The organism is Chitinophaga barathri, assembly GCF_003807585.1.
GTDB classification, from domain to species: Bacteria; Bacteroidota; Bacteroidia; order Chitinophagales; family Chitinophagaceae; genus Chitinophaga; species Chitinophaga barathri.
Genome location: NZ_RMBX01000001.1, coordinates 333,599 through 360,241 on the forward strand (window position 1 = coordinate 333,599; position 26,643 = coordinate 360,241).

15 protein-coding genes are annotated in these 26,643 nt (G+C 52.3%); 9 read left to right on the top strand and 6 right to left on the bottom strand.

Features of this window, described 5'->3' with window-relative positions:
• The 8 genes from EG028_RS01215 to EG028_RS01250 all read left to right on the top strand — a co-directional run bounded on the left by EG028_RS01215 (window position 1) and on the right by EG028_RS01250 (window position 16,770).
• Window positions 1-1,674 carry a RagB/SusD family nutrient uptake outer membrane protein gene (locus EG028_RS01215; protein ID WP_120514218.1) on the top strand — a complete coding sequence of 558 codons (1,674 nt, stop codon included), beginning with the start codon at window positions 1-3 and terminating at the stop codon, window positions 1,672-1,674.
• A gap of 3 nt (window positions 1,675-1,677) precedes the next feature.
• Window positions 1,678-2,568 carry a DUF5017 domain-containing protein gene (locus tag EG028_RS01220; protein ID WP_120514219.1) on the top strand — a complete coding sequence of 297 codons (891 nt, stop codon included), beginning with the start codon at window positions 1,678-1,680 and terminating at the stop codon, window positions 2,566-2,568.
• Between the two features lie 7 nt (window positions 2,569-2,575).
• Window positions 2,576-4,282 carry a sodium:solute symporter family protein gene (locus EG028_RS01225; protein ID WP_120514220.1) on the top strand — a complete coding sequence of 569 codons (1,707 nt, stop codon included), beginning with the start codon at window positions 2,576-2,578 and terminating at the stop codon, window positions 4,280-4,282.
• A 3-nt stretch (window positions 4,283-4,285) separates the two neighbouring features.
• Window positions 4,286-6,829, top strand: coding sequence for a glycoside hydrolase family protein (locus EG028_RS01230; RefSeq protein ID WP_120514221.1), 2,544 nt, complete (start codon window positions 4,286-4,288; stop codon window positions 6,827-6,829).
• Between the two features lie 2 nt (window positions 6,830-6,831).
• Window positions 6,832-10,158, top strand: coding sequence for a hypothetical protein (locus EG028_RS01235; protein ID WP_120514222.1), 3,327 nt, complete (start codon window positions 6,832-6,834; stop codon window positions 10,156-10,158).
• Window positions 10,155-11,546, top strand: a complete 1,392-nt coding sequence (locus tag EG028_RS01240; RefSeq protein WP_120514223.1) for an SGNH/GDSL hydrolase family protein — start codon at window positions 10,155-10,157, stop codon at window positions 11,544-11,546. Before EG028_RS01235 ends, EG028_RS01240 begins: the two co-directional genes overlap by 4 nt.
• A 115-nt stretch (window positions 11,547-11,661) precedes the next feature.
• Window positions 11,662-14,487, top strand: coding sequence for a hypothetical protein (locus EG028_RS01245; protein ID WP_206614329.1), 2,826 nt, complete (start codon window positions 11,662-11,664; stop codon window positions 14,485-14,487).
• A 9-nt stretch (window positions 14,488-14,496) separates the two neighbouring features.
• The gene (locus EG028_RS01250; protein WP_241559035.1) at window positions 14,497-16,770 is read left to right on the top strand and encodes an FAD-dependent oxidoreductase; all 2,274 of its coding nucleotides are present in this window, start codon (window positions 14,497-14,499) and stop codon (window positions 16,768-16,770) included.
• A gap of 216 nt (window positions 16,771-16,986) precedes the next feature.
• On the opposite strand, the gene EG028_RS01255 is transcribed toward EG028_RS01250, so the two are convergent.
• The 6 genes from EG028_RS01255 to EG028_RS01280 form a co-directional block, all read right to left on the bottom strand.
• Entirely contained in the window at window positions 16,987-17,946 is a 960-nt protein-coding gene (locus EG028_RS01255; protein WP_120514224.1) for a BT_3987 domain-containing protein, read from the bottom strand.
• A 30-nt stretch (window positions 17,947-17,976) separates the two neighbouring features.
• Entirely contained in the window at window positions 17,977-19,755 is a 1,779-nt protein-coding gene (locus tag EG028_RS01260; protein ID WP_162946186.1) for a RagB/SusD family nutrient uptake outer membrane protein, read from the bottom strand.
• 11 nt (window positions 19,756-19,766) lie between these two features.
• Window positions 19,767-23,069 (bottom strand): TonB-dependent receptor, encoded by a 3,303-nt coding sequence (locus EG028_RS01265; protein WP_162946187.1) that lies wholly within the window; start codon window positions 23,067-23,069, stop codon window positions 19,767-19,769.
• Window positions 23,070-23,188: 119 nt separating this feature from the next.
• Complete coding sequence (locus EG028_RS01270) at window positions 23,189-24,304, bottom strand: FecR family protein (protein ID WP_120514227.1); 1,116 nt, start codon at window positions 24,302-24,304, stop codon at window positions 23,189-23,191.
• A 68-nt stretch (window positions 24,305-24,372) separates the two neighbouring features.
• Window positions 24,373-24,933, bottom strand: coding sequence for an RNA polymerase sigma-70 factor (locus EG028_RS01275; RefSeq protein WP_120514228.1), 561 nt, complete (start codon window positions 24,931-24,933; stop codon window positions 24,373-24,375).
• Between the two features lie 162 nt (window positions 24,934-25,095).
• Window positions 25,096-25,968, bottom strand: a complete 873-nt coding sequence (locus EG028_RS01280) for an SDR family oxidoreductase (RefSeq protein WP_206614330.1) — start codon at window positions 25,966-25,968, stop codon at window positions 25,096-25,098.
• A 264-nt stretch (window positions 25,969-26,232) separates the two neighbouring features.
• Between EG028_RS01280 and EG028_RS01285 the strand changes: the two genes are divergently transcribed.
• Window positions 26,233-26,598 (top strand): DUF2200 domain-containing protein, encoded by a 366-nt coding sequence (locus tag EG028_RS01285; RefSeq protein WP_120514229.1) that lies wholly within the window; start codon window positions 26,233-26,235, stop codon window positions 26,596-26,598.
• Window positions 26,599-26,643 lie beyond the last annotated feature (45 nt).

Consider the following 26,643-nt stretch of genomic DNA (forward strand, 5'->3'; position numbering starts at 1 on the left):
ATGAAACCGAGTATTTCAGCATCTAATACACTGGAAAATAAACAGCGAGGTTCCATCCGGCCTTTAAAAAGACATTTTGAGCGGATAAAACCGAGTATTAAAAAAGGGATCAAACGCATTCTAATAGTTCTTTTACTTACCTCCGGCACTTTCAGCGCCTGCAATTACCTGGAGACAGATCCGGAGGATTTTGTAACACCTGACAATTTCTATAATACCGGCGCCGATATGGAACGCGCGGTGGCCGGGGTGTATAACCGGCTGATAGACCAGTACGGCCGCATGTATTCACGCGGGCTGTACAGCTACCTGGTGATCAGCGATGAATTTTATTACAAGGGCATCAGCATCAATGACCAGCGGGTGATGGATTTTGACGCAGGCCACCTCGATATCAACAAGTTCTGGGAAGTGCTCTATTCCGGTATAGACAGGGCGAACCAGCTGCTGGAGAATATTGACAAACCGGATATGGATGAAACGAGAAAGAACGAGATCCATGGCGAAACCCTCTTCCTACGGGCTTATTATTATTTCCTGCTGGTGGACAATTTCGGCGGAGTACCCCTGAAACTTTCTTCCACCAAATCGCCTACGGAGCCTTACCTCCCCCGTTCATCCGTGGCAGAGGTATATGCGCAGATATTAAAAGATATGCTGCAGGCGGAAACACTGGTGGGGGACATCAGCAAATACAATTACAACGAAAAGATCACCAAAACGGTAGTGCAGGCAATATTAGCAAAGGTGTACCTCACCATGGCGGGCGAGCCGCTGAAAGACGTTGCCCGTTACCAGGATGCGCTTACTTATGCAGACAAGGTGATCACTTCCGGCCGTCATTCGCTGAACCCTGATTATGCGAGGATATTCATCAATCATTGCGAGGAAAAATACGATATCCAGGAATGTCTGTGGGAAATAGGCATGACCGGCAACCAGTTGGGCAGCGTACAGCTGGCAGGCCGTGTAGGCCTCGAAAACGGCATAGAATGCCCTGATGATGCGATCGGTTACAGCAACGGGCCGCTGAAACCCACCGGCCGTCTTTTTAAGCTTTACGGAGCCGGTGATCTGCGGAGGGACTGGGCTATTGCACCATACAAATATGTGACCACCAACGGCGTGACCAGCAAAAGTTTTTATACCGCTACGCAGATCTATGAACGCACCTGCGGCAAATGGCGCAGGGAATATGAGCAGCTCACGCCTAAAAGCAGGGGTTACAGTCCTACCAACTTCCCCGTGATGCGTTATGCCGATGTGCTGCTGATGAAAGCCGAAGCGGAAAATGAAGTGAACGGCCCCAATGCCGCCGCATACGAAGCCATCAATATGGTGAGAAGAAGAGGGTACGGCAAACCGGTGAATACACCCGATGCTGTGGCAGATCTGGCCGAAGGACTTGATCAGGCTTCCTTCAGGGATTCATTACAGGATGAACGCGGCAGGGAGTTTGCATTTGAAGGCATGCGCAAACATGACCTGATACGCTGGGGACTGTTCATTTCCAAAATGCAGTCGCTGGCCATAGAGGCCACCGCCGAAGCGCCCACAAATTTCAAATATTCCGCCAACGCCGCTAAAAACACGACACCCCGGAATGTGCTTTTCCCTATCCCTTCCACGGAGCTGACCGTCAACCATCTTGTAACACAAAATCCGAACTGGTAATTTATGCGCAAAGTAATATATACCATGGCGTCAGCCGTTTTGCTGCTGGCCTGTGCCAAAGAAAAAGTACCTGTGCCGGATTTCCAGGTACAGGCTGAATCCCTGAGTTATAAGGTCGGGGATTCCGTACGGTTCACCTTCACCGGCAGCCCGGACAATCTTGTATTTTATTCCGGCGAGCCAGGTCATAATTATGAATTCCGCAACAGGTCATCTGCCGCGAACGACCTGCAAATAGATTTCAAAACGTGGGTACGTTACGGGGTGATCCGTAAAAATCTCCAGGTGCTGGTGTCCAACGACTTCAGCGGCATTGCGGACACCAATTCCGTAAAATCCGCCACCTGGACGGACCTGAGCGACCGCGCCACTTTTTCTACCGGCGTGGATCAGACGCCTTCCGGCGTGCTCAGCCTGAAAGAATTTACGCGTCCCGAAGCAGATTCGGCGCTTATTTATGTAGCATTCCGTTATACCGATTATAAAAAACCACAAGGCCAGAACCAATGGGTGGTGCGCACCTTCACCGCCAATAATGTATCCGGCGATGGCGTTGTCAGCCCACTGGCGGTCATGGCCACAGGCGGATGGATGAAGGTGGATTTCAAAAACCCGGGATTTGGATGGAGCATCACCACCGCACAATTACTGGTAACCCAGGCGGGCAGCACCGAAGCTGACAACGAAGACTGGGTGATCACCAAAGGTTTTAACCCCTGGTACATCAAGCGCGATGTGGGTGTGGTGCTGAAAAACGTGAGCACCTCGATACGCGAATATGCTTACGTGTATACAAAACCCGGAAACTATAAAGTCACCTTTGAAGGTTCAGCCGTGCGTTACAATGGCGAAAAGTACCTGACCCGCGAGATCAATTTAACCGTTACACCATAGCACAGATATGAACACAGCGATAGACACCTCCGTGATAGTGATATTTTCCATCTTTATAATGCTGGTAGGGTTTTCCTTTTCCAGAACGGGAAGGAACCTCAAATCCTTCTTTGCCGCCGGGGAAGCGGTACCCTGGTTCATCGGAGGGCTTTCACTTTTTATGAGTTTCTTTTCCGCGGGCACCTTCGTGGCCTGGGGATCTATTGCTTACAAATATGGATGGGTGGCCGTCACCATACAATGGACAATGTGCATCGGCGGGCTGGTAACGGGATTGTATCTGGCCCCCAAATGGAAGGCCACGGGTAATCTTACCGCCGCGGAGTTCATCCGCGAGCGGCTGGGCCTCACGGTACAGCGGTCGTACATCTATATTTTTATGATCGTATCCCTGCTCATAAAAGGCTCTGTGTTATATTCCGTGGCGCGGCTGGTCAGTTCTTCGCTGGGTTTTCCCCTGATGCCGAGCACGGTGGTGCTGGGTTTGTTCATGATCGCTTATACGGCCGTAGGCGGCCTGTGGGCGGTAATGGTCACGGACATCCTGCAATTTGTGATACTCACCGCGGCGGTGCTCCTGATCATTCCCCTCGCCTTTGACGCGGCGGGTGGCGTGGACCGGTTCCTGCATTTTTCACCCGAAGGTTTTTTCAGCGTGGTGAATGGCGAGTACACCTGGGGGTTCATTTTTGCTTTTGCGTTGTATCATATTTTTTACATCGGTGGCAACTGGACCTTTGTACAGCGGTACACCAGCGTGGACACGCCCAAATCCGCTTCCAAAGTAGCGTTCCTGTTCGCGGGGCTTTATATTATCAGCCCCGTGCTGTGGATGCTGCCGCCTATGTTGTATAAACTGATCAATCCTTCGCTGATAGGGCTGGACACAGAAAATGCTTACCTGATGGTGTGCAGGCATGTATTGCCCGCAGGGCTGATGGGCCTTATTCTCACCGGTATGTATTTCTCCACCTCCGCTTCCGCGAACACGGCGCTGAACGTCGTGTCCGCCGTATTCACCAATGACATTTACAAAGGAAATATCAATCCCGGCGCTTCCGATAAAAAGCTCATGCTGGTGGCCAGGCTTTCCTCCTGGTTCTTCGGGCTGGGAATGATCGGTATCGCGCTGATCGTTCCGTATATAGGCGGCATCGTGGAATTTACACTGAGCATCGGCGCTATTACCGGCGGGCCTTTGCTGGCTCCGCCTATCTGGGCGCTGTTCTCCAAAAGGCTGAACGGGAAAGCGACGTTGTTCATTACCGTCGTGAGCCTCTCCGTGAATCTCCTCTTCAAAGTGATCCTTCCCTTTACCTCCGATACCCGCCTGAGCAGGGCGGACGAAATGCTCATCGGTGTAGGGCTGCCGTTCCTGATGTTGCTTGCATATGAAATATATGCGCGCATGGCGGGAAAAACAAGTGAAGAATATGCGCACCTGCAGGTGGTAAAAGCAGCACGGAAAATTTCCATGCAGGCGCCCGACCCGGAGGAAGCGGCAGCGATAGCGCAGCAAAATATCTTCGGGCTGAAAGTGATCTCCTTTTCCCTGGCGTTCATTGCCCTGCTGCTGTATATCCTGTGTTTTTTCGCGGCGGGCAGCGCGGCGCTGGTCGGTACTATTGCCACGGTCGTGATGCTGCTGGCCCTTATCCCGTTACGGGCCTCTTTAAAAAAACCGCACCACACAGTGCACCCTGTTAAAAATTAACTGATGATCCGTAGATACACGATGATATTGTTATGCTGCCTGCCCGGCCTTACCGCCGCCGGTCAGCAGCCTGTGGCCCTGCAAAACGGGCATCTGCGCCTGCAATGGGCGCAAACTACAGGTGGTTATGCGCTTAAGTCGCTGGCGGTAAAAAAAGGCGGAACATGGCATACGCTGCCGCGGCCCGGCGGGGAATATACCTTACTGTATTCGGCCGTGAAGCCGGATAAAACACCGGTGCCTGTATATGACGGGAACGGGAAAGAGATAAAAGATTTCCCGGAGGAAAAATACCGTTATATACAATCCGCATGGAAAGAAGTGGTGAACGGCGTATCGCTGAATACGGCCGGCGAAGCATTTTATTTCCGCCCCTCTTCCGCGACCGCAAACGGCGATTCAATTGTGTTCAAAGCGGAAACGGCACAGGCTGATATCATATCCACCTGGCGCATTGATCCTGCTTATCCGGCGGATGTACAGGTGCGGATGACATTGAGGGCAAAAACGGAAGGGTATTTTTCCCTGGCCTCTCCCACCCTCGTTACCTTCCGTGAAAATGAACTTGCCTGGGGCGGCATACCCGGTTATTACCAGGGCCGTTACCTCGAAAAAGATTTTATAAAAGCAGGCATGTATATGCAGGGCATCCCGGCCAAACCGCTGGTGGTAAGAGAAAGAACGGCTACCACTTTATCCCCGTTCATCAGCAACCGGGCTCAGGTTACACTCGCGGTGATCCCGGACCCGGGAACGGCGCGCGATCCCTGGGAAACAGACAAAAAAACACATTCCACCTGGAAGCTCGGCCTTTCGCTGATGAACAGGAAAGCGGAGCTTTCGCCTACCATTTACCATCCCGTTTTGGGAGAAGACCGGTCCTTCATGAAAAAAGGAGAGACTGTGGAACTTTCCTTCCGGTACAGCATACAGCCGGCGGACTGGTACACCGTGTACCAGCACGCTGCAAACGATATTTACCGTTTCCCTGATTTCCTGGCGCTGAAAGAAACAAAACGGTCGCTCACCAACCGCATACTGGACATGCACCGCTACTTAACGGACGATTCCACTTCCATGTGGCGCATTGAAGACATGAACGGCATGAAGATAGGCGCACAGGCTTACCTGGGCGGGGTATACCTCTCCGAAAAAGACGCCATGAAAAACTCCGATTACGGCGCGATGTGGATGCTGGCCAATATCATGAACGATTCCGTGTTGCAGAACAGCAGGCTGCCATACGCCCGCAATTTTAAACTGCAACAGCAAAATACCAGCCCCGGATTTTTCAACGGCTCCGCCGCAGGGCAATACTTTCTTTATAAAAGTAAACGGTTCACGGAAGAATGGGGACCATACGTGGAGCCCGTCGGCCTCACCTATTACATGATGATGGACGCGGGGAATATCCTGCTTTTCAACCCCGAGGACGCCGTGATGAAAAAAACACTCACATCCGCGGCAGATCGCCTGCTGGCCTGGATGGGAAAAGACGGCAGCTGGAAAGTAGCGTATGATCACATTTCAAAACAGCCGCTTTTTACCGAAGTAGAAGACTTCCGCCCGACGTTCTACGGCCTGGTGATCGCCTACCGGATACTGAAACAACAAAAGTACCTGGATGCCGCCAAAAAAGGAGCCGACTGGTACATTAAAAATGCGGTGGACGAAGCCCGTTTCCTGGGCGTATGTGGAGACGCGCGTTTTGTGCCGGACTTTGCCACCGGTCAAAGTGCGGAAGCCCTGATGGACCTTTACGACATCACCGGCGATAAAAAATATAAAGACGCAGCCATCAAAACGGCCCGTATCTATACTACCTCCGTTTACACCCACCCTGTTCCTTCAACGGTTGTCAAAACCGTGAACGGCGTGCAACGGAAAGACTGGGAGATCAGCCAGGTGGGGCTCGGATTCGAACATGGCGGCACCATCGGCAGCGCGAACCCTTCAGGGCCGATCGTGCTGGCCAGCCATGCGGGTATGTTCGTAAGGATGTTCGCCCTCACAAAAGATTCTCTTTTCCTGAATATGGCGAGGGCGGCCGCACTCGGGCGAGATGCATTCGTGGATTCCGCTACAGGAGTAGCCTCCTACTACTGGACGAATATGAACAAAGGCGCGGGCCCCTATCCTCATCATGCCTGGTGGCAGATCGGGTGGATCACGGATTACCTGCTCGCGGAAGCGGAACTTCGCTCTGAAGGGAAAGTTAAATTCCCGAGAGGATTTATCACGCCGAAAGTCGGCCCGCACCAGGCCTACGGCTTTGCTCCCGGTGAGGTAAATGGTACACAGGCCTCGCTGCTGCTGCGGGAAGGGCTGCTTCAATGCGATAATCCTTATCTTGATTATTACTGCGCCATCAATAAGAAGGAAAAGAAATTATTCTTTATCCTGCTGAACAACGACGATGCTCCCATGCGCACTACCCTGCATGCAGATTATACAAAAGTACCCGTAACGCCCGAAAAGGCGGATGCGGATATACCGGTAACCATACCGCCCTACGGCATCCGTGTGATCACTATAAACTTCCGCTGAGCATGATAAAAAAGATGTTACTGGCATGGATGCTGACTGTAGGTTTCACCACGACAAAGGCGCAGCGTTCTTATTTTATGGAAGCGGAAGACTTCAGCATCCGTGGAGGATGGATCATTGAAAAACCTGTTGGAGGCGGTGTTTCAGGCAGGCATATCCTGCGTGTGATCTCCGGCGGCGTAAAAGCGGCGGATGCGCTGACGGTGATCCGGGTGAAAGAGGCGGGTGAATACACCATCTGGGCCAAAACGCTGGATTACCCAGACAACAGGCCGGGTACGAGGCTTTTCAGGGTACTGGTGAACAACGAGCCCATGGCGCAGGAATCCGGCAGGCATGGCCAGGCGTCCTGGCAATGGGAAAAAGCAGGCACGGTGCGGATGGATACCGGCGAAAATGTAATACAGTTGCGGGATACCCGCGGCAATTACCCGAGAGTGGATGCATTGTTCCTCAGCGCTGAAAATATTACACCTGATAAAGCCAATCTCCAACCGTACAAAACCACGCAGGTTCCAATACAATTAACCCCTACGCCATTACCCGGCGCCGGCGCCCGGAAAATGAAGGCAAACGCCGATGTTGTGGCGGTACTGGAAAATGAAAACATTAAACTGGAAATATTGCAGGCAGGCGGTCTGATGACCCGTACCGCTATCCGGCAAAAAGGACAATGGCAATACCTGGATGCCGCTACTGAAGAGAACCGCATCCTGTTGCTGAGCGCGGACGACCCGCAGATCACCTTCGGCGGCTTTATTCCCGGTTGGAACGGCTCGCTTGGTTACAGCAGCTTCAACTGTAAAGGCAAAACATATACTGTCATGCTGCCCGAGAACCTGGGTAACCCTTTTCTTTCCGGTAGACTCACAGCATTTACGCCGGTTAAAGCCGAAAAAGCTGGTTCGGGCCAAATGCTGGTAACCTACCAGTCGGCGGATGGGCAAACGATCAACGGCAGCTGGTCCCTGCAGCCCGGGCAGCGTCATTTACAGCTTACGCTGGAATACAAAGCACCACAGGCAGCCTTTTACAGTATGGCTGTGGGAGCCTTGCAGGGAGTTATGGAAAAAGAAGTAACCAGCATCCAGCTGCCTCCCATGTACCAATACCAGCGGCTTCCACAGCAACCGGTATTACTTCCTTCCGCCCTTATGCCGCAGCCGCTGGCGATGATAGAGCTGAAAGAAAAAGGGCTCACGGTTTTTATCAGCGGTACAAAAGAAAGTTTCCCGGTTGACTGGGGTATATCCAATACCTCCCCTATGGGATTTGGCATCCGGAATGAAAAAAATGAAATACAGCCGGTGGCATTTTCGCCCGTTCCCGGGCTGGACAATTCAAAACTTAAAGCGGGTGAGGTGATACGGCGCTCCTTCGCGATCGGCGCGTTGCCATCTGGCTGGAACGATGCGCTGGAGTATATTTCAGACAGCGTTTATACCGTAAAGGATTACCGCCGCCAGCAAACCTCCCTTACCGAGACGGTTTTTAACATCACAGACCTCATCCGTAACGATACCGCATCAGGCTGGGCTACCTCCCTGAAAGGTTTTTATGATATCGAAGTAGATCCGAAAGTCGCACCCACAGTAGTGCAGGCTGCGCCGCTGGCCGTTGTTTCAGCGGCTATCCTGGCCCGTGACGAAGACTTCTACATACGCCGCGCCCTGCCCACTATCGAATACACGCTTTCGCGCAGCGGTTTCCGATGGGCGCAGAAAGGAATGAGTAAAACAGCGGCTGCGTTCAGCCCGTACAATTCACAATTCTCCACTGCTTATTATGAAGGGCTGAACAAACTGCTGGGAGAAAAAAATCCCTGGCTGAAAAAGATCGCGCTGCCCGATGACCGCATCCGCAGGGCGGATGGTTATGCCGTGTCCGTTCCCGCCTGGACGCAGGAGCTGGCCGCTTACCGGCTTACCGGGCAAAAACGCCGGCTCGATTCGGCGGTAGCACATGCCCGGGAATTTATCGGTAAAGAAATATATGGACATAAAGATGTACCGCTGGGTAAAGTGCCTTTCTACAACGCTTCCTTTTATGCGTACTGGTGGGATCTCCCGGACCTCTACGACGCCACCGGCGATCAAACGTTCCTGGATGCCGCTTATGCCGCCGCTTTTCATACGCTGGCGGGCGTGAGAAGTTATCCTCTGGTAGAAGACACCCTGCAAACCATCCATCCCGGAAACACTTTTGAAGGCAATACCACCCTGTGGTGGAAAGGCGGGGAAAAATACCGGCTGGGCTTCCCCCGTAAACCGGGAGATGCGCCGGAAAAGAAAGTACCGGCATGGCTCGTATCCCCCGTTGGCCTTGGCTTTGAACAACCTGTTACTTTTTTCCCCCATGGCAAGGAAGTACGGCATGTGTTCATGAACAGCTGGGCGCCACACCTGTTACGGCTGTATGAAAAAGGAAACAGGAAAATATTTGAAATATACGCCCGTAATGCGGTGATCGGCAGGTTCTCCAACTATCCCGGTTATTACGCCACGGGTTATACGGACATTCCCATGCAGCCGGGCTTCCCTTACAAAGGACCGGATGTAAGTTCCATCTACTATCATCATATCCCGCCGCATCTTGCTTTTACGATGGATTACCTCGTAACGGAAGCCATGCAGCGTTCCGGCGGGAAGGTGCGCTTCCCCTACGTAAAACAGGACGGGTTTGTATGGTTCACCAACCGGATGTTTGGCGCGGGCGCAGGCAAAGTGTTTGACGATGAGGCGGTGAACCTCTGGCTTAAAAAAGGACTGGTACACCTCAGCAACCCCGAAGTGAACTACATCACCGGCATTTCCGGTAACAGGTTCTGGGTCATATTGACCAGCGAAGCGGCCGACGCAGTTAATTGCCGGGTGGAGCTTGGAGAAGAAACGCCGGTAACCGGACGGACTGCCTCGTTGTATACCGCAGATGCAAAACAGGTTGCCTTGCCGGTGGAAGACCGGGCGGTGAACGTGCAACTGGCCGGTAAAGGATTTGCGGCTTTGTCTTTCCCCCTGTCCCGCCAGTCCGCTAAAACAAAATCCCCTGCTTTAAAAGAAGGCATGCAGGTCACCGATATGGGGCCTGGCATCGGCAGGTGTTATACATTCCGCATCCGCTCTCCTTTTGGCTGGGATTCGATTTACGGCTACCTGGAATCGGCGGAAGGCGGCAGTGTGACTATCACCCTGAACCATAAGGAAGAAACCATATCCGCTTATCCTTTTGAATGGTCCTTCCACCCGCTGCAAACCGGGGAAGAGGCGCACCTGAAAGTACGGGTAAAAACAAAAGATGGGCGTACAGTTGAAAAGACCGTTGTATTATGAAACAAAAAAGGATCATAGCAGGATTGTTGCTGCTGCTGGTATCCGGCCATGTGGCCGCGCAAAGCAGCCAGGACCTTATTGCCGCCTCCCAGGCCGGGGCTTCTCCCCTCTTCTTTCAGGCAGGCGCAGGTGTACCGCCGGTGAGTACCGGCAATTTTTCTGACAGCAGGGAATGCATAGCCCGGAACGGCCTGCCGCATTTCTTTAAAAAAGCGGCAGCAGGCAAACCATTGGTGATCGGCTTTATTGGCGGCAGTATTACACAGGGCAATGCGGGCTACCGTCCACAGGCACTGCGTTACCTCCAGGCCATGTATCCCGGCGCGGACATCAAAGGGCTGAATGCCGGGGTTTCCGGCACCGGCACGGATCTGGGCGCCTGCCGTATACAGGAACAATTGCTCCGGCACCATCCTGATCTCGTGTTCGTGGAATTTGCCGTAAACGGGGCATATGCCAAAGGCATGGAAGGCATTGTGCGGCAGATCAGGCAACAAGGCCCCGAAGCCGACATTTGTCTTATTTACACCATTACAGGCAATCAAACCCAGCTATACGCCTCGGGAAATATACCGGAGAATATCAAAGGCCTGGAAAAGATCGCGGATCACTACGGGCTTCCTTCCGTACACATGGGCCTGGAAGCCTCCTTACTGGAAAAAGAAGGGAAACTGATATGGAAAGGCAACGGTGCAGACAGCACCCGCATACTTTTTTCAAATGACGGCATCCACCCGCTCCGGGAGGGAGGAAATCTTTACGCAGCGGCCATTGCGCGGGGATTGGAAAAGATGAAGCCGATGCAAAAAACGACATCATCAAATACATTGCCCGCCCCGCTCTTCCCGGATAACTGGCAGGACGCCGGCATGTACGCCCCCGGGCAGATTGCCACCTTCAGCGGCGGCTGGCAATCTGCCAGTATACCGCAATTCTCCGCATGGTTCCCCGCCATCCAAAAAGCAGATACACCCGGCGCCTCATTCACCTTCCGTTTCAAAGGCAGTGCATTCGGCATATTCGACGTAGGCGGCCCGGAAGCGGGGCAGATCATCATACAGGTGAACGGGAAAGATATGCAAACCGTTTCCCCGCCTGAACCCGGCACACAGGTATATCAACTAGAACCAGGGGACAGCATCCCGGTGAACCGCTTCAATAGCTATTGCAACAACCGCTATCGCGGGCAGCACCAGTTATTCACCCTGGAGCCTGGAGAATACACCGTTACTGTCCGGCTGTCTTCCCAAAAAGCGGATAAAGCCGCGATATTGGGCCCCGGGCAGGCGGATGACATCGGCAGGCACCCGGAGAAATACGCCAGGACTGTATTGTACCTGGGAAAGATATTGATAAAAGGCACGCCTGTTTTAAACGGAAACCCATGATATCAATGGGAATGTTCCCGTAAAATGGGAATGTTCCCAGTTTATTTAGCGTGTAGAAGACTAACAGATCAGTGTACCCGATAATAAATTTGCCTTCCGGCATCAAAGAACAGTTATGAAAAACAGATACAGATGGATGACCATATGCCTCCTGCTGATGGCTTTGGGCCTGCAGGCACAGGTACGTGTATCGTCCGGAAAAGAAGGGATCACACTCACATCAGCAGGCAGCCGGTATACATTCGCGCCTGTATTCACGATATTGTACAATGCCACCGATCCTGCTATGGCGCTGAAGCCGGCGGGCATCAAAAAAGTAAGTTATAATGTGCTCAGCTGGAAGGTGGCGGACAGCAGCAAGGCAGACCTCGTTCAGCAAAAAATAAGCGCCGCCGTAGCCGGGGACGGTTTTGACGACAGCATCCTCCGCGGCAAAAGAGAACAACGCACCGTAAGCATCTTTCATGCAGGAGAAAAAACAGTACTGCGGGCAACCGGCATCCGCAAAAAAGGGGACACTACATTTTTTTTATTTCCTCCCGCGGACGATTATAATTTCAGCGCATATGCCATAGCGGGCCATTCCGGATACCCTGTGCTGCATTTCACTTTCAGGCCGGTTAAACCCGGCTATTACAGTATTGGATATACCGGCGCTCCCGCCCTTTCCCCGGACAAGGCAGCCGCCTTATGGCAGCCTATGATCTGGCAGGAAAAACGTGTGCCTGACGCGGCATTTCTCACGCCCGCATTTATGGCTCCGCTACCCACAACGATGGTATACGACGGCCGAAATACACTAGGTGTGCTTGCGTCTCCTGAACATCTTCCCTTTCAACCGCTGCCAACCCTGCCCAACAGCCGGTTTGGCATTGCATTGCTGAACGAACACAGGCAGCTGCAACCACAACTTTACGCGCCCATTCCGGGCGGCTACGGCTCGCTGATGAAAAGCGGGGACACCTTCTCTTTTTCCATGCAGCTGGTGACAGCACCCTCCGACATTACTCATACCTATCAGGCAATAGCAGAACACATATTCGGTTTCCGCGATTACCGGCATAACGATATCGCATCGCTCAACACAGTGCTGGACAATATGACCGCCTATGCCATGACACATTATGCCTGGTTTATAGACAGCCTGAAAGGTTTTGCCTATTCCACAGATGTACCGGGCGCGGTCAAAAATGTATCCAGCCTCAATCCGCTGGAGCTGGCGCTTGTGCGGGACGATGCGGAGATGTTCGAGAAACGCGCCTATCCGCTGATGGAATATATGCTGTCCAGGGAAAAATTCCTTTTCAGCCTGGATAGCCTTCAGAAGATACAAAACCCTTCCCGCAGGCTCAACGGCCCGGTAGCACCGCTTTCCGAGCTGGGCGCGCTGTATGCCGTATTCGGAAAAGAAAACCCTTTTTACCTGGCCCTGATGAAACAGGAATATAATGCGGGCCGCGTGCGCAACCTGGACGTTAAAGAACACGGCGGCAGCTGGACCAATGCCATGCGCCTCTACAAAGCCACCGGCGACAAACAGTACCTGGACGCGGCTATCCATAAAGCGGAACAGTACCTGCAGCAAAGGGTACGCCAGCCGCAAACAGATTTCTCCGATCCTTTTTCCGGCGGGTTCTTTTTCTGGCCCGCGTTTACAGACCGCTGGATCGATCTTTCCGAACTATACGAGCTCACCGGCGATACCGCTTACCTCCATGCCGCGGTGCAGGGCGCGAGGAACTATACCATGTTCACCTGGATGAGCCCCGCCGTTCCTGACAGCATGGTTACCGTAAATCAGGGCGGTAAAGCGCCCATGTACTGGTACCTGCGTTCGAAAGGCCATGCACAGATGTATTATCCCGAAGAGAAAGCGCCTGCCTGGCGTCTTTCTGAAACCGGCCTTACTCCTGAATCGTCCGGCACAGCCACCGGCCACCGTGCCATCTTTATGGCGAATTATGCCCCCTGGATGCTGCGCATCGGTTATTATGCGAAAGACACATTCCTGATCAATGTTGCGAAAGCAGCCGTAATAGGCCGGTACAGGAGTTTCCCCGGCTATCATATCAACACGGAAAGAACCACCGCATATGAAAAAGAAGATTTCCCATTACATGAACATAAGGCGCAAAGCGTAAATTCTTTCCACTACAATCATATCCTGCCGATGGCCAGCATGCTCATCGATTACCTGGTGACGGACGTATTCGTGCGCAGTAAAGGCAAGGTCAATTTTCCCGCGGAGTTTATGGAAGGGTATGCTTACCTGCAAAATAAAATGTACGGCAGTCACGCAGGCAGCTTTTACACGGAAAAGGATGTGCAGTTATGGATGCCTTCGCGCCTGCTGCGGAGCGAAAATGTAGAACTGAATTATATCGCGGCGCGGAAAGGGAACCGTTTATTCCTCGCTTTTACCAATCAAAGCCCGCAGCCCGTTACCAGCAAAATAACCATCAATCCTTCCCTGGTAAAACTTTCCGCCAAAAGCCAACTCCGCTCCCTTACAGGCAATGAGGCCGGCAGCCTGCGGGACAGTTCCTTTACCATTACCGTTCCCGCCAATGGCATAGCGGCCATAGCGATAGAAGAAGCTGTGCCTTCCGTTCAGTTCCAGCAGAAGATCCTGTCCGCCACAGGAGACAGCGGGAAAGATTTCGCGGAGATAAAAACCGGTAACGCCAGGGCCCTGCTTTTCAGGCTGGGCACATATGGCAGGAGGCTGTTCATTTACCTGGAAGACGACGATAACAAATGGCGGCGCATACGCCTGCATTATACAGATGCGGCGGGAAATGTGCGCCAGCTGGAAGATAACACCTATCCTTTTGAGCTGACCGTGCCGCTGGAAAAGGTGTATGCCGTACAATGCTGGCTGACGCTTGAGAAAAAGGATGGCAGCACAGTAGAAAGTGAAAAAATAACCTTAGGCAAATAAAAAAGCTGAATGATGATTAAGTCAGAACCCACCGGGGCAAGGACATTCCCGGAGAAAAACATTGTTGTTGACCTCGTGATCACCGGAGGCGGCCTCTCTGGTGTATGCGCCGCCATTACCGCAGCCCGCCAGGGCCTGAAAGTGGTATTGGTACAGGACAGGCCGGTGCTTGGCGGAAATGCCAGCAGCGAAGTGAGGCTCTGGATACTCGGGGCCACTTCACATATGGGGAACAACAACCGCTGGGCCCGCGAAGGAGGCCTGGTAGATGAGATACTGGTGGAAAACACCTACCGCAACCCGGAAGGCAACGGCGTGATCTTTGACATGATCCTGCTCGACAAAGTATCACAGGAGCCCAATATCACGCTCCTGCTGAATACCGCGGTATACGAGGCGGATATGCAGGATGCGTCGATTATACGTTCGCTAAAGGCCTATTGCAGCCAGAATCAGATGGAGTATGTATTAAAGGCTCCCTTGTTCATCGACGCATCGGGAGACGGTGTGGTCGGGTTCCTTTCCGGCGCGGCCTTCAGGATGGGCGCAGAAAAAAAGGAAGAGTTCGGCGAACTGTTCGCGCCGTCCGAAGAATACGGGGAACTCCTGGGGCATAGCCTTTACTTTTACAGTAAAGACACCGGCCGCCCTGTAAAATTCATCCCGCCCGCATTTGCACTGGACGATATTCAAAAAGTACCCCGGTTCAGCAGCTTCAACGCCAAGGAATACGGCTGTAAACTATGGTGGATAGAATACGGCGGCCGGCTGGACACCGTGCATGATACAGAGACCATTAAATGGGAATTATGGAAAGTGGTATACGGCGTTTGGGACTATATCAAAAACTCCGGCAAATTCCCCGAAGCAGAAACCCTAACACTGGAATGGGTAGGCATGATACCGGGCAAACGGGAAAGCAGAAGGTTTGAGGGAGACTACATCATGCGCCAGCAGGACATTGTAGAGCAGCGTTGCTTTGAAGATGCCGTGGCGTTTGGCGGATGGTCCATTGACCTGCACCCGGCGGACGGGGTATTCAGCGAAAAACCCGGATGCAATCAATGGCACAGCAAAGGCATTTACCAGATACCTTACCGCAGCCTGTATAGCCGCAACATCAGCAACCTGTTCCTTGGCGGAAGGACCATCAGCGTATCTCACGTGGCATATGGCTCTACCCGTGTAATGGCCACTTCGGCGCACGTAACACAGGCTGCCGCTATGGCCGCGGTACTCTGTAAAGAAAAAGGGCTCCTCCCCGCCGCCATGGGCGCGCATGTGCACGAACTTCAGCAACGCCTGCTGCGTACGGGGCAATATATTCCGGGGCTGAAATTTGTTTCACCACAGGATCATGCGGCCACCGCGAGGATCTCCGCCACCAGCGAACTGGTACTAAAAGAATTCCCGGGAGAGCCACTGCATAAGCCGCTGGAGGTTTCAGCGGCGCAGATGGTCCCTTTGCAGAAAGGGAAAGTTCCCTCGTTTATATTTCATGCTGAGGCCAGCACCACCACTACGCTTGAAGCGGAGCTTCGCGTCAGCAGCAGGAATGGCAACCATACGCCGGACGAAACGGTGGCCCGCCAAAGTGTCGTCATTCATCCCGGCCGTAATTGCATGAAACTGGACTTTGATGCGGAAATGAAAGACAGCAGCTACGCCTTCATTATCTTCCACAAAAATCCGGAAGTAAAACTGCATTACACAGGCAAACGGGTAACCGGTATACTGTCTGTTTTTAATACGGTAAACAAAGCAGTGTCCAACTACGGCAAACAAACCCCACCGGAAGACATAGGTATGGATGCCTTTGAGTTCTGGTGCCCGCAGCGCCGTCCGGAGGGGCATAATCTTGATTTTAAAACACCGGGAGGCCTGGATGTATTCAGGGCTGAAAATATCCGCAACGGTATTGAAAGGCCCACTACCCAACCGAACGCCTGGGTGGCGGACTGGCAGGATGCACACCCGGTCATTACGCTGGAATGGGATGAACCTAAAGAGATCACCAGCATAGAACTGTTCTTTGATACCGATTACGACCACCCGATGGAGTCCGTGCTGATGTCCCACCCGGAAACGGCCATGCCCTTTTGCGTGCGTGAATACAGGATAAAAGATGATAAAGGCAATGTGCTGGCGGAGAAAAAAGACAATTACCAATCCCTGAATAATATACAATTACTGGCCCCCGTAAAAACCAAAAAACTGGTGATCGAAGTGGAGCATCCCTCTAAAGATATACCTGCGGCGATTTGCGCGGTAAGGTGTATTTAGTAAAAATCCTGCGCAGATCATAAAGGCCGCTCAGATTGAGCGGCCTTTCTTTATGTAAAGTGATGATAAATTCTCCTATAGCCAGGATGAACGATACGTATAGGATACGTATAGGAGAGGTATAGGAGAGCACCAAGAGAGAACTGGTAAAATAGTACCATATTTGATTCAGAGTAGCCGGATATCATGGCTTTCCGTTTATTTCTGGTATTAATATTAAAAAGCATATAACTCCGCCAAATGTGAATATGACGCGCTGAAGCTCGCGGTGATGGTTACTTTGATGTAACGCGCCTGTTTGAAGCCCGCCAGGAAAAGCCTTTGTTTGTCCTGTGTGTTCTGCAGCTCAAGATTGCCTGCTGCTTCCCAGGTCACATTATCTGTGCTCACTTCCACGCTTACGTTACTGGGCTTCCCGCTGCCGCTGCCCTGCCGTGCAATGAAGCTAAGACCATGCACTTCTTTTTGTTCGCCCATATCGTAGGTGATAAAATGGGGCGCTGCGGCGGAAGTGCCCTGCCACTGCGAATGCCAGAAAGTTCCGGCGTCTCCGTCCAGCGTAAATACCGCACGCCCGTTGTTGGGCCCTTCTCCATTTGCTTCCTCGGATGAAAAGCCGGCTATCGTCCACAATGCCCTGTCGTAGTCGGGGTAGTTTGCCAGGTCCGGTTGTGCTTTGATGATGAAAAAAGTCGTGCGCAAAGTTTCATTGACGGTGATGGAAGATTGTTCTATCGCCAGCGGCAGGATGAAGTTTTTTAAAGCGGGCATGGCATTGGCGCCTTTCGTGCGGATGTTGATACTGAGTGGGCTGGTGCTCAACTGTCCTTTGGAGATGATGCCTTCCATGCTGCTGAGTGTATAACTATCCGAGGGGAGTATTTCATAACTGGTGCTGTTCGCGTTGTTAAAACTGTCTATCAGCGCGGCATTTACCTTAAAACGGATATTGATATCCGATTCCGGGTAGTCCTGCCCGCCGTAACAGGCACCGTAGGTGATATGCTGCAAAGTGTCCGCGACGCTAAGCGTTTTACGCACGGGATTGTTCACCGCCAGCGGCATATACACTTTGATGTACTGGTCCAGCGGCTGATCGGGCAGATCGTATTCGTCTTTACAGCTATACAGGCAGGCCGCGGTACAAAGCAGCAGGATTATATTTTTTATATACATTGTCAGGTTACTTAAAGTGAAACAAATAGTTTACCATCCGGGGTTTTGCACCAGCATCCTGCCCCTGTCCATTTCATACTGGCTGATGGGGAACCAGTAATTGGCGGGCCTGAAAAGGTGAGAGCCGGCCACTACCCTCGCATAAAAATCGTTGCCGTCTTTATTCACGTTCATGCCGTGCACATCGCCCATTACCTGTGGCGCTATTTTCCAACGCCTGATATCGAACCAGCGGTGGCTTTCAAAAGCAAGTTCCACGCGGCGTTCCTGGCGTATCCTGTTTCGCATGGCGGCGCCGGGCGCTGGTACCGGGAGAGGATTTTCCCCTTCTCCGTATTGCGGGATGCCGGCTCTTTTGCGTACCAGGTTCAGGTATTTTGCGATGTCCGCATTCCCCGGCTCATATTCGTTCAGCGCTTCGGCGTAGTTCAGATAGATTTCGGCGAGGCGGAAGAGTGCCAGCGGACGGTTCTGCCGCTGACCGTTGCCCCCGGAACCGATATTGGTCTGTGAGCCCAGGTTTTTGCGCACGAGATAACCCGTTTTGGAATAATCGGTGGGATGGCCGTTTTTTCCGTTTGGCCCGGACAAATAAAAAGTAATAGCCGCGGAGGCCTGCATGCTGCCGCCCTGGAAAATCGCGTTGTTGTAAGTGATGTTAGTATAAAAACGCGGCTCACGGTTCATGTACATATTGTAAATGGATTGCCCCAGTGTGTCTTTAAACCCTGTTTCCCGGTAATTCGGGGATTCCTGTATGGTCAGGCCGTCTTTCATAAAATAAGCGTCCACCTGCTCCTGCGTGGCGGCAATGCCGTTCCAGCCGCCGGCCCTGCGGGGCATACAATGCACATCCCATCCTGCCAGGTCGTTACTTTTCCGCACGAATATCTGTTCGTTGTTCCAGGGCTGGAAAAAGATGCCCTGCAAAGATTTTACCGGATCGCCGGAAGGGTCCTGGTAAAGATTGTAAATACCGAGGTCTATCACCGCTTTGGCGGCATCGGCCGCTTTTTTCCATTTCTCCGCGTCTTTCGTCTGCGAGATCATCTGCCTGCCTTTATCCGTAAACCCGGCCATATCCGTATTGCCATTATAAAGATCGCTGGCGGCATAGAGCAGCAGCCTGGATTTTACGGCAAGCGCCATGCCTTTGGTAGCGCGGCCGTATTCGGCATCGCTCACCTGGTTGTTATTCATGGGGCGGAGCGGCAATACGCCAGCTGCCTGGTCCAGCTCGGCCACCACGTAACTCACACATTCGTCAAACGGGCTGCGGGGTATCTGCATATCCGCGGCGGTGGCATCGGCGGCAAGCTCTTTGTCGCCTACCAGCACTACCGGGCCGTATTGCTGCATCAGCAGGAAATAATAATACGCTCTCAGGAAACGGGCTTCAGCTTTATACTGATCGATCAGCTCCTGTCCGTTCAGCGCCAGTATTTCTTTATTGCCGTCTATATGGTTGATGAAATAAGTGGCGGAGCGGATGCCGGCATACAGGTTGCCCCAGGTGTCGAACAATACATTGCCCGCGCTCATATTGCCCATATTCAGCGCATAGACCGAATATTTGGACCAGGTGATATCCACTTCGTCGCTGTTGCCCAGCCAGGGAAAACCTTCCCACTGCCTGGAAATATCCGGCACATAACTGTACACATTGGCGAGATATTGCTGCGAGGAAGCCTTTTTCTGGAATACCTCTTCGATGGTGATACGGTCATCAGGCACCTGGTCCAGGTAATCTTTACAACCGCTTACAAACACGGCGCCCGTTATGATGGAGAGTAGGATAAATGATTTCATAAATTCCTTTTTTACTTGAATGTGCATTTGATACCGATGTTGAATGTTTTGGTAAGCGGATACTGGGCGCCGCGGCCGTCTCCCAGCTCCACGTCCCACATGGTGAATTCGCTCACCGTCATCAGGTTGTAGCCGATAAAGTAAATGTTGAGATTAGCCATACCGGCGTATTTCAGCCATTCATCGGTAAAATTGTAGCCCAGCTGAATGGTTTGCAGGCGGAGAAACGCGCCGTTTTTGGTCCACCAGGAGCTGTTTGCATAGTTCATGTTATCGTTGCCATAAGTAAGTCTTGGATACAGCGGGCGTTTGTCCGGGTTATCTGGCGTCCAGCGGTCCGTGATCTGTTTCATCAGGTTGCCGCGCTCTCCGCCCTGGCTGAAGGGTTGCAGGCCATCGCCGTTCAGCTGTATGTCCACGTTGCTGATGCCTTTGAACCAGCCGGCCAGCGACCATCCCTTGTAAGTGATGGTGGGCCCGAATCCGTACACGATCTCGGGTATGCTGCCATAGCCAATGGGGCCCTGGTCGTAGGTGTCTATTTTACCATCGCCGTTCAGGTCTTTGAAGCGGATATCGCCCGGGTGATTGGCGCCCGTCTGGTATGCGCTGTTGGCCACTTCTTCTTCGCTTTCAAAAAGGCCCAGCGCGGTGTACCCGAAACGTTTCCCGAGCTTCTGCCCGATGCGCTGCTGCCAGGGATACGGCCAGGGCGCGTTCGCATCGTTGATGATCATCGCCCTGTTCCAGGTGAAGTTTCCACGGAAGCCAATAAAGAGGTCACGGGTAATGCTTTTATTGATCTCCAGCGTGGCGTCTACTCCCCTGTTGTGTATCTCTCCGAGGTTCGCCCAGGGCAATGTCCTCACGCCCGCATAGTTCGGCACATCGCCGCGCTGGCGGAAGATGCCGGTACGGTTTTCGTAGAACACGTCCGCGGTGAGCGAGATTTGATTTTTCCAGAATTTTGTTTCAATGCCAAGGTTGGACTTCTTCGCTTTTTCCCATGTCACGTTCACGGCATAATCGCCGATATCCAACCCGTTGATGTCATTGTTCACCCCGTTCTGCCCGTAAGAATAATTGCCGTTGCCGCCACCTACGGTGGAGATGTAGGCAAACCTGCGGCCGCCGATATTACTATTGCCCACATGGCCGTATGAGAAACGCACCTTCATGAACTGGATGACGTTTTTGACCGGCTCAAAGAATTTTTCTTCAGATGTTACCCAGCCCAGCCCGTATGACGGGAAAAAGCCAAAACGTTTGCTCTCCGCGAATGTTTCAGAACCATTAAAACCGAAGTTCACTTCCGCGAGGTATTTGTTATCGAATGCGTAGGTGGCCCTGCCAGCCAGCCCCATGTAACGATAAGGGATGGAAGCGATAAAATCCCCGGCAAAGGCGTCCTGCCTGTCGGACTGGTTGTACAGCACCATGCCCGTTACGCCGTGCCTGCCGAAAGTATTATTGTAGTTGATGGCCGCTTCGGAGTAAAACTGGCGGCTGCCGCCGTTGCTCCGCTCATAACCCAGATAGCTGGTGCCGATGGAAGTTCTTTCCAGCAACAGGTTCCCGTCCGCATCGCGCCCCGAGGCGAGATAACCGTCTACTGATTTGGTACGCCGGATGTCGTGCTCGTTATAATTATCGAAGGAGAACATGGCCGTAGCGGAAAGCCCTTTCAGCCAGAAGTCAAGTTCCTGCGTCACACGGATATTACTCCAAAGCTGGCTTTTGAACTCGCTTACATACCCGCTTTGCGTCAACAGGTTGTAGGGGTTGGACACGTCGCCGGTGCGGATCTGTGAGTTAAAACCGTTGGAATATTTCACCGGGATGAGTATCGGCGGCAATACGTAAGCGGAAGACCAGATGGTGCTGGCTGAATTGCCGGGATAATTGGCGTTGCTGATCCAGCCGGATGCGCCGAAGTCCACCCTGGTGGTTTTGGTGATATCGAGGTTGAGGTTTGAGGTAAAGTTGTAGCGGGAAAACTTGATGGCGGAATTATAGTTCGCCAGCTCATCCGTTTTATACATTCCCTCTTCGTCGTAATAACCCACGGAAAGGTAATACCGGGCCTTTTCCGAGCCGCCGCTTGCATTCACCCTAGCACGGCGGTTCTTGCCGTTTTGATTGAAGAGGGTGCCAAACCAGTCCACATTAGGATACAGGTCCGGATCATTGCCGCCCTGGGTGAGTTTGATGCGCTCATCAGAATATTTGGGAACCGTTTCTTTGGGGTTGCTGTTGAAGTACGCTTCATTCGCCATCTGCATATAGGTGACGCCATCGGCAAACTGCGGAACGCGGGTGAACTGGGTGATGCCCTGGTCATACTGCGCATTGATCAGCACTTTACCGGTTCTGCCTGTTTTGGTCTGGATGAGGATCACGCCGTTTGCGCCGCGTACACCATATACCGCCGTGGCGGAAGCGTCTTTGAGGATGCTGAAGCTGGCAATATCTTCGGGGTCCACATTGGAAAAACTCCTTTCAATACCATCCACCAGCACGAGGGGCGAACTGTTCGTAAAGGTGGAAATACCGCGAATGTAAATGTCAGCATTGTCATAACCCGGCTCGCCGCTCCGCTGTACACCGATGACGCCCGCCACATGTCCGGCGATCACGTTCGTGAGGTTCGCCACCGGCTGTTTGAGGTCTTCCGCCCTGATACTGCTTTGCGCGCCAATGGTGGTGATCTTTTTCTGCTGACCATATCCCACCACCACCACGTCCGTGAGATCCGTGGATTTGTCCTGCAAAATGACATTGATCATGTTCCTTTTAGCTACCGGTACTTCCTGCACGGTAAATCCCATAAAACTGAAGATCAGCGTGCCGGTATCGGAGGGAATGCGCAGCTGGTAAGTACCGTCTCCCTGTGTAGCTGCACCGGTGGAAGTACCTTTCAGCTGCACGCTCACACCGGGTAGCTCCTGCCCCCTTGAGTCCGTCACTTTACCGCGCACAACAAACTCCCGGGCCTGTGGAGGCAACGCCAGCGTCTTTACCACCACTGTGTTTTCGAAGAGCTCATAGGTCAAAGGCTGTTTATCAAAACATTTGTCCAGCACAACTTTCAGCGGCTGGTCTACTACAGATACTGTTACTCTCCGGGCATTGCCCAGCATTTTCGCGTCGTACACAAATTCGAAATTGTACTGTTCATGCAGTTTCCTGAATACTTCATCCAGCGAAGCATTCGAGACATTGAGGGTAACGCCCTGTGAATAAGCGCCGGCGCTCACCTGGAGGAGCGTTACGGACAGGGCCAGTACCAGCTTTAGCCTGAGAAGGCATCTCATAAATGTGGAACTTTTACTCATTTGGTTGACTGGTTAAATTGTAGTTTGTGGAATAGCAATGCCACCAGGAACAATTCGTTGTTCTCAGCATATAACGCGGATTGCTGTTTGTATGAAATTTATTGCTGTGCTACCGTTATCTTTCTTCCTTCTATCTTAAAGTGTATAGATCCTGTCAGTTCCAATGCTTTCAGTACCGAGGCGATATCTTTCCGTTGAGAGATCACCGCTCCGAATTTTTTATTGGCCACGCCCGGGGTCAATACGATGTCTACGTCGTACCATCTTTCAATCGCGCGCATTATGACCGCCATATCTTCATCGTTAAATACAAAAAATCCGTTTTTCCAGGCCATCACATCCGCGGCATTCACCTGCTTTACCCTGAAGCCCGCCTGCCTGCCATTAAACAACCCCTGCTGGCCCGGTTTTAAAACCACTTCACCGCTTTCCGCATATAACCTTACACCGCCCTGCACGAGGGTGGATTTGATCTCCGGCTCATCTGGATAGGCCATGATATTGAACTTTGTGCCCAATACCTGTACTTCCATCTGCCCGGTTTTTACTTTAAAAGGACGGGACGGCTGCGCGGCTATTTCAAAATAGGCTTCACCGCTCAGTTCCACTACCCTTTCGCCGCCGGTGAAGCTGGTGGGGAATCGCAGGCTGGATGAGGCATTGAGCCATACCTGCGAGCCGTCTGGCAGGGTGACGCGGTATTTTTCGCCCCTGGGCATTCTCAGTGTATTGTAAGCCAGGTCACTGTCTTTCCCCTCCGATACAGATTCGTAGGATAGCTGGTTGTCTTTGTGTTTGGTGATCTTCGCGCCGGATTGTGTGGCAAGTTCTCCTTCCGCGGCTTCGCCCAGGGTGATGGTGGTACCGTCCGCGAGTGTCAGTACGGCTTTGTCGGTTACAGGGACTGCTGATGGGGATTTGTCCGCCATAAGCTGGCCAGAGGGCTGCATATAAAGATAGATTCCGCCGGATATCAGCAGTAATAATACCGCTGCCGCGGCGGCGATACGATAACGTAGCCTGCGTACCGGCTTGTGGCCGATCTGGGCATTAATACGCTGCAGCATTTCCGCCCTCACCGTTTCAAAATCCGGTACGGGCTCGCCGGTGCGCTGAAAGGAGTTGCACCATGCGTTGTACACCCCGAGCTCTTCGTCGGTGGCGGTACCATTTTCTACGCGTTCTATTAATGCCAGCAGTGTTTGTTCGTTCACAGAAATAACGTGGGTTTAGTATATAGGGACATGAAAATAGCCTGCCCCCCAAAGCGGCAGGAAATATTTTAGAGGAAAGTGGACCAGAACTGCATTTTCCCCAGGGCTATCCTGAGTTTCCGGAGTACGATGGTCATCTGGTTTTCAACGGTTTTTTCGCTGATGCCCATCTTTTGGGCGATTTCCCGGTTGGAGAGGTATTCGTTCCGACTGAGGTGAAAGATCTGTGCGGAACGGGGAGGCAACGTGGAAAGGAAGTGATCAATTACCTGCCGGAGCTCTTTTACTTCAAGGCTGGTGTCCGTCAGTTCGAGGCTCAGATCGCCGCGGTGGGAAAGTATCTCCGCGCGGCGGCGGCTGCTCTGGATATAGCGGGTAAGCCGGTATTTTACGGCGGTTCTCAGGTAAGGGCCAGGATCGGCCACCTGCACGGTTTCCCGGTTGGCCCAAAACCACACGAACACCTCCTGGATGGCATCCATGCATTCAGCTTCGTCCTTTAAGATGTGATAAGCAAACCGGTAAATACTTTCCGCGTGGCGGTGGTACATCTGCTCAAAGGCAGCCCTGTCCCCCTGTTGGATAAGGCGTACCAGATCATGATCAGAATATTCACTGTACTTGTACAACGGGAGGAGTTTGACAACGAATATAAAAAAATCTTTGTTATCAAGTACTTATTACCCATTATCAGGATTTCCGGGCCGGGGCGGTTACTTTCCCGGCAAAAAAAGAGGACCAGCTTCCTGAGCTGGCCCTCCTGTCAATTGTTTTTCATCTTTACCTTTCTGTTATGCCCAGGCTCCGGCCTCCACGGCTTTTTTCACGTATGCCGAGAAGGAAGTGGCTTTTCTCCCCAGCGCTTCTTCCACCCCGTTATGAATGCTTTGGTTTCTTCCGTCCAATACTTCGGTGAACAGGTAAGTGATGAGCCAGATGATATCCGGGGGCAGCTGATATTCCGCCAGCGCCGCGGCATAGTCCTCCATGCTTACCTGTTCGAATTCAATGGGCCTGCCGGTCGCTTTCGCGATCTCCGCGATGGCTTCCCTGAAGGTGAGCATCACGGGGCCGGTCACTTCGTAGATCTTCCCGTTATGCCCTTCTTCGGTCAATGCGGCGGTAACTACGTCTGCGATGTCATCGATGTCTATAAAAGGTTCTTTTACATCACCCACGGGCAAAGCAACATGGCCGGCCATTATTGGATCGTAAAAACTGCCTTCGCTGAAATTCTGGCAAAACCAGCTGGCGCGTACGACGGTCCAGTCCAGGCCGGAACCGATCACGATCTGCTCACATTCCTGCGCTTCCGCTTCGCCCCTGCCGGAGAGGAGTACGAGTTTTTTCACGCCTGCTTTCACCGCAACTTCCGTCAGTTTTTTGATGGCATCGGTGGCGCCCGGCACGGCAACGTCCGGCTGATAAGTAATATACACGGCATTCATGCCTTTCAGCGCGGGCGTCCAGGTGTTGGCATCATGCCAGTCGAATGCGGGGCTGGAAGAACGGGAACCGATCGTTACGGGCCATCCGAGGTCGGTTAACCGGGTTACAACACGGCGGCCGGTTTTGCCATTGCCGCCAATTACGAAAATAGGTTCTCTGGTAGTGTTCATTGTTTTGTTTTTTGCCGCGGTGGCGGTGGTGATTATTGTTTCCATGTGATGTATCGTTTTGATAAGTCAAAATTACCATGGCCGTCACAGGGAAAATTGAACAAAACCGACAAGTTTTGGATTTCGGGGTAGAAAACCGGTCACCGCGCCCTACATTTGCCATTATAGCGGTATCTATGGAGGACTTCAGGTCTTCTTAATGCTGCCGGGGTAACCGGCTCCGGGAATAAAGATTCACAACGCCCCGGACCAGGTTCTTTTCTGGTTTTCCGGCCGTAACTTTGGAACGTTAACGTTAAAACACGAGGTATGAAAACATCCAACAATCAAAACCACCGGATCGCAAAATTAATCTTCGGCTCGGTCTATCCGATGTATGTCGAAAAGGTGGAGAAAAAGGGCAGAACAAAAGAAGAGTTACATCAGGTCATAAGGTGGTTAACAGGGTATGACGACAAAAAGCTTCAGGAACTGATAAAAGAAAAAGTGACTTTTGAAACATTTTTCCAACATGCTTCACTAAACCCCAACGCGCATCTTATTACAGGAGTCATCTGCGGGTACCGGGTGGAAGAAATCGAGGAGCCACTGACGCAGCAGGCAAGATATCTGGATAAGCTGGTGGATGAGTTGGCAAAGGGCCGGAAGATGGAGAAGATTTTGCGGGGCAGCTAGCTGCAGGTGAAAATAAAATTGATGGAACGCATGTAACAAAAAAGC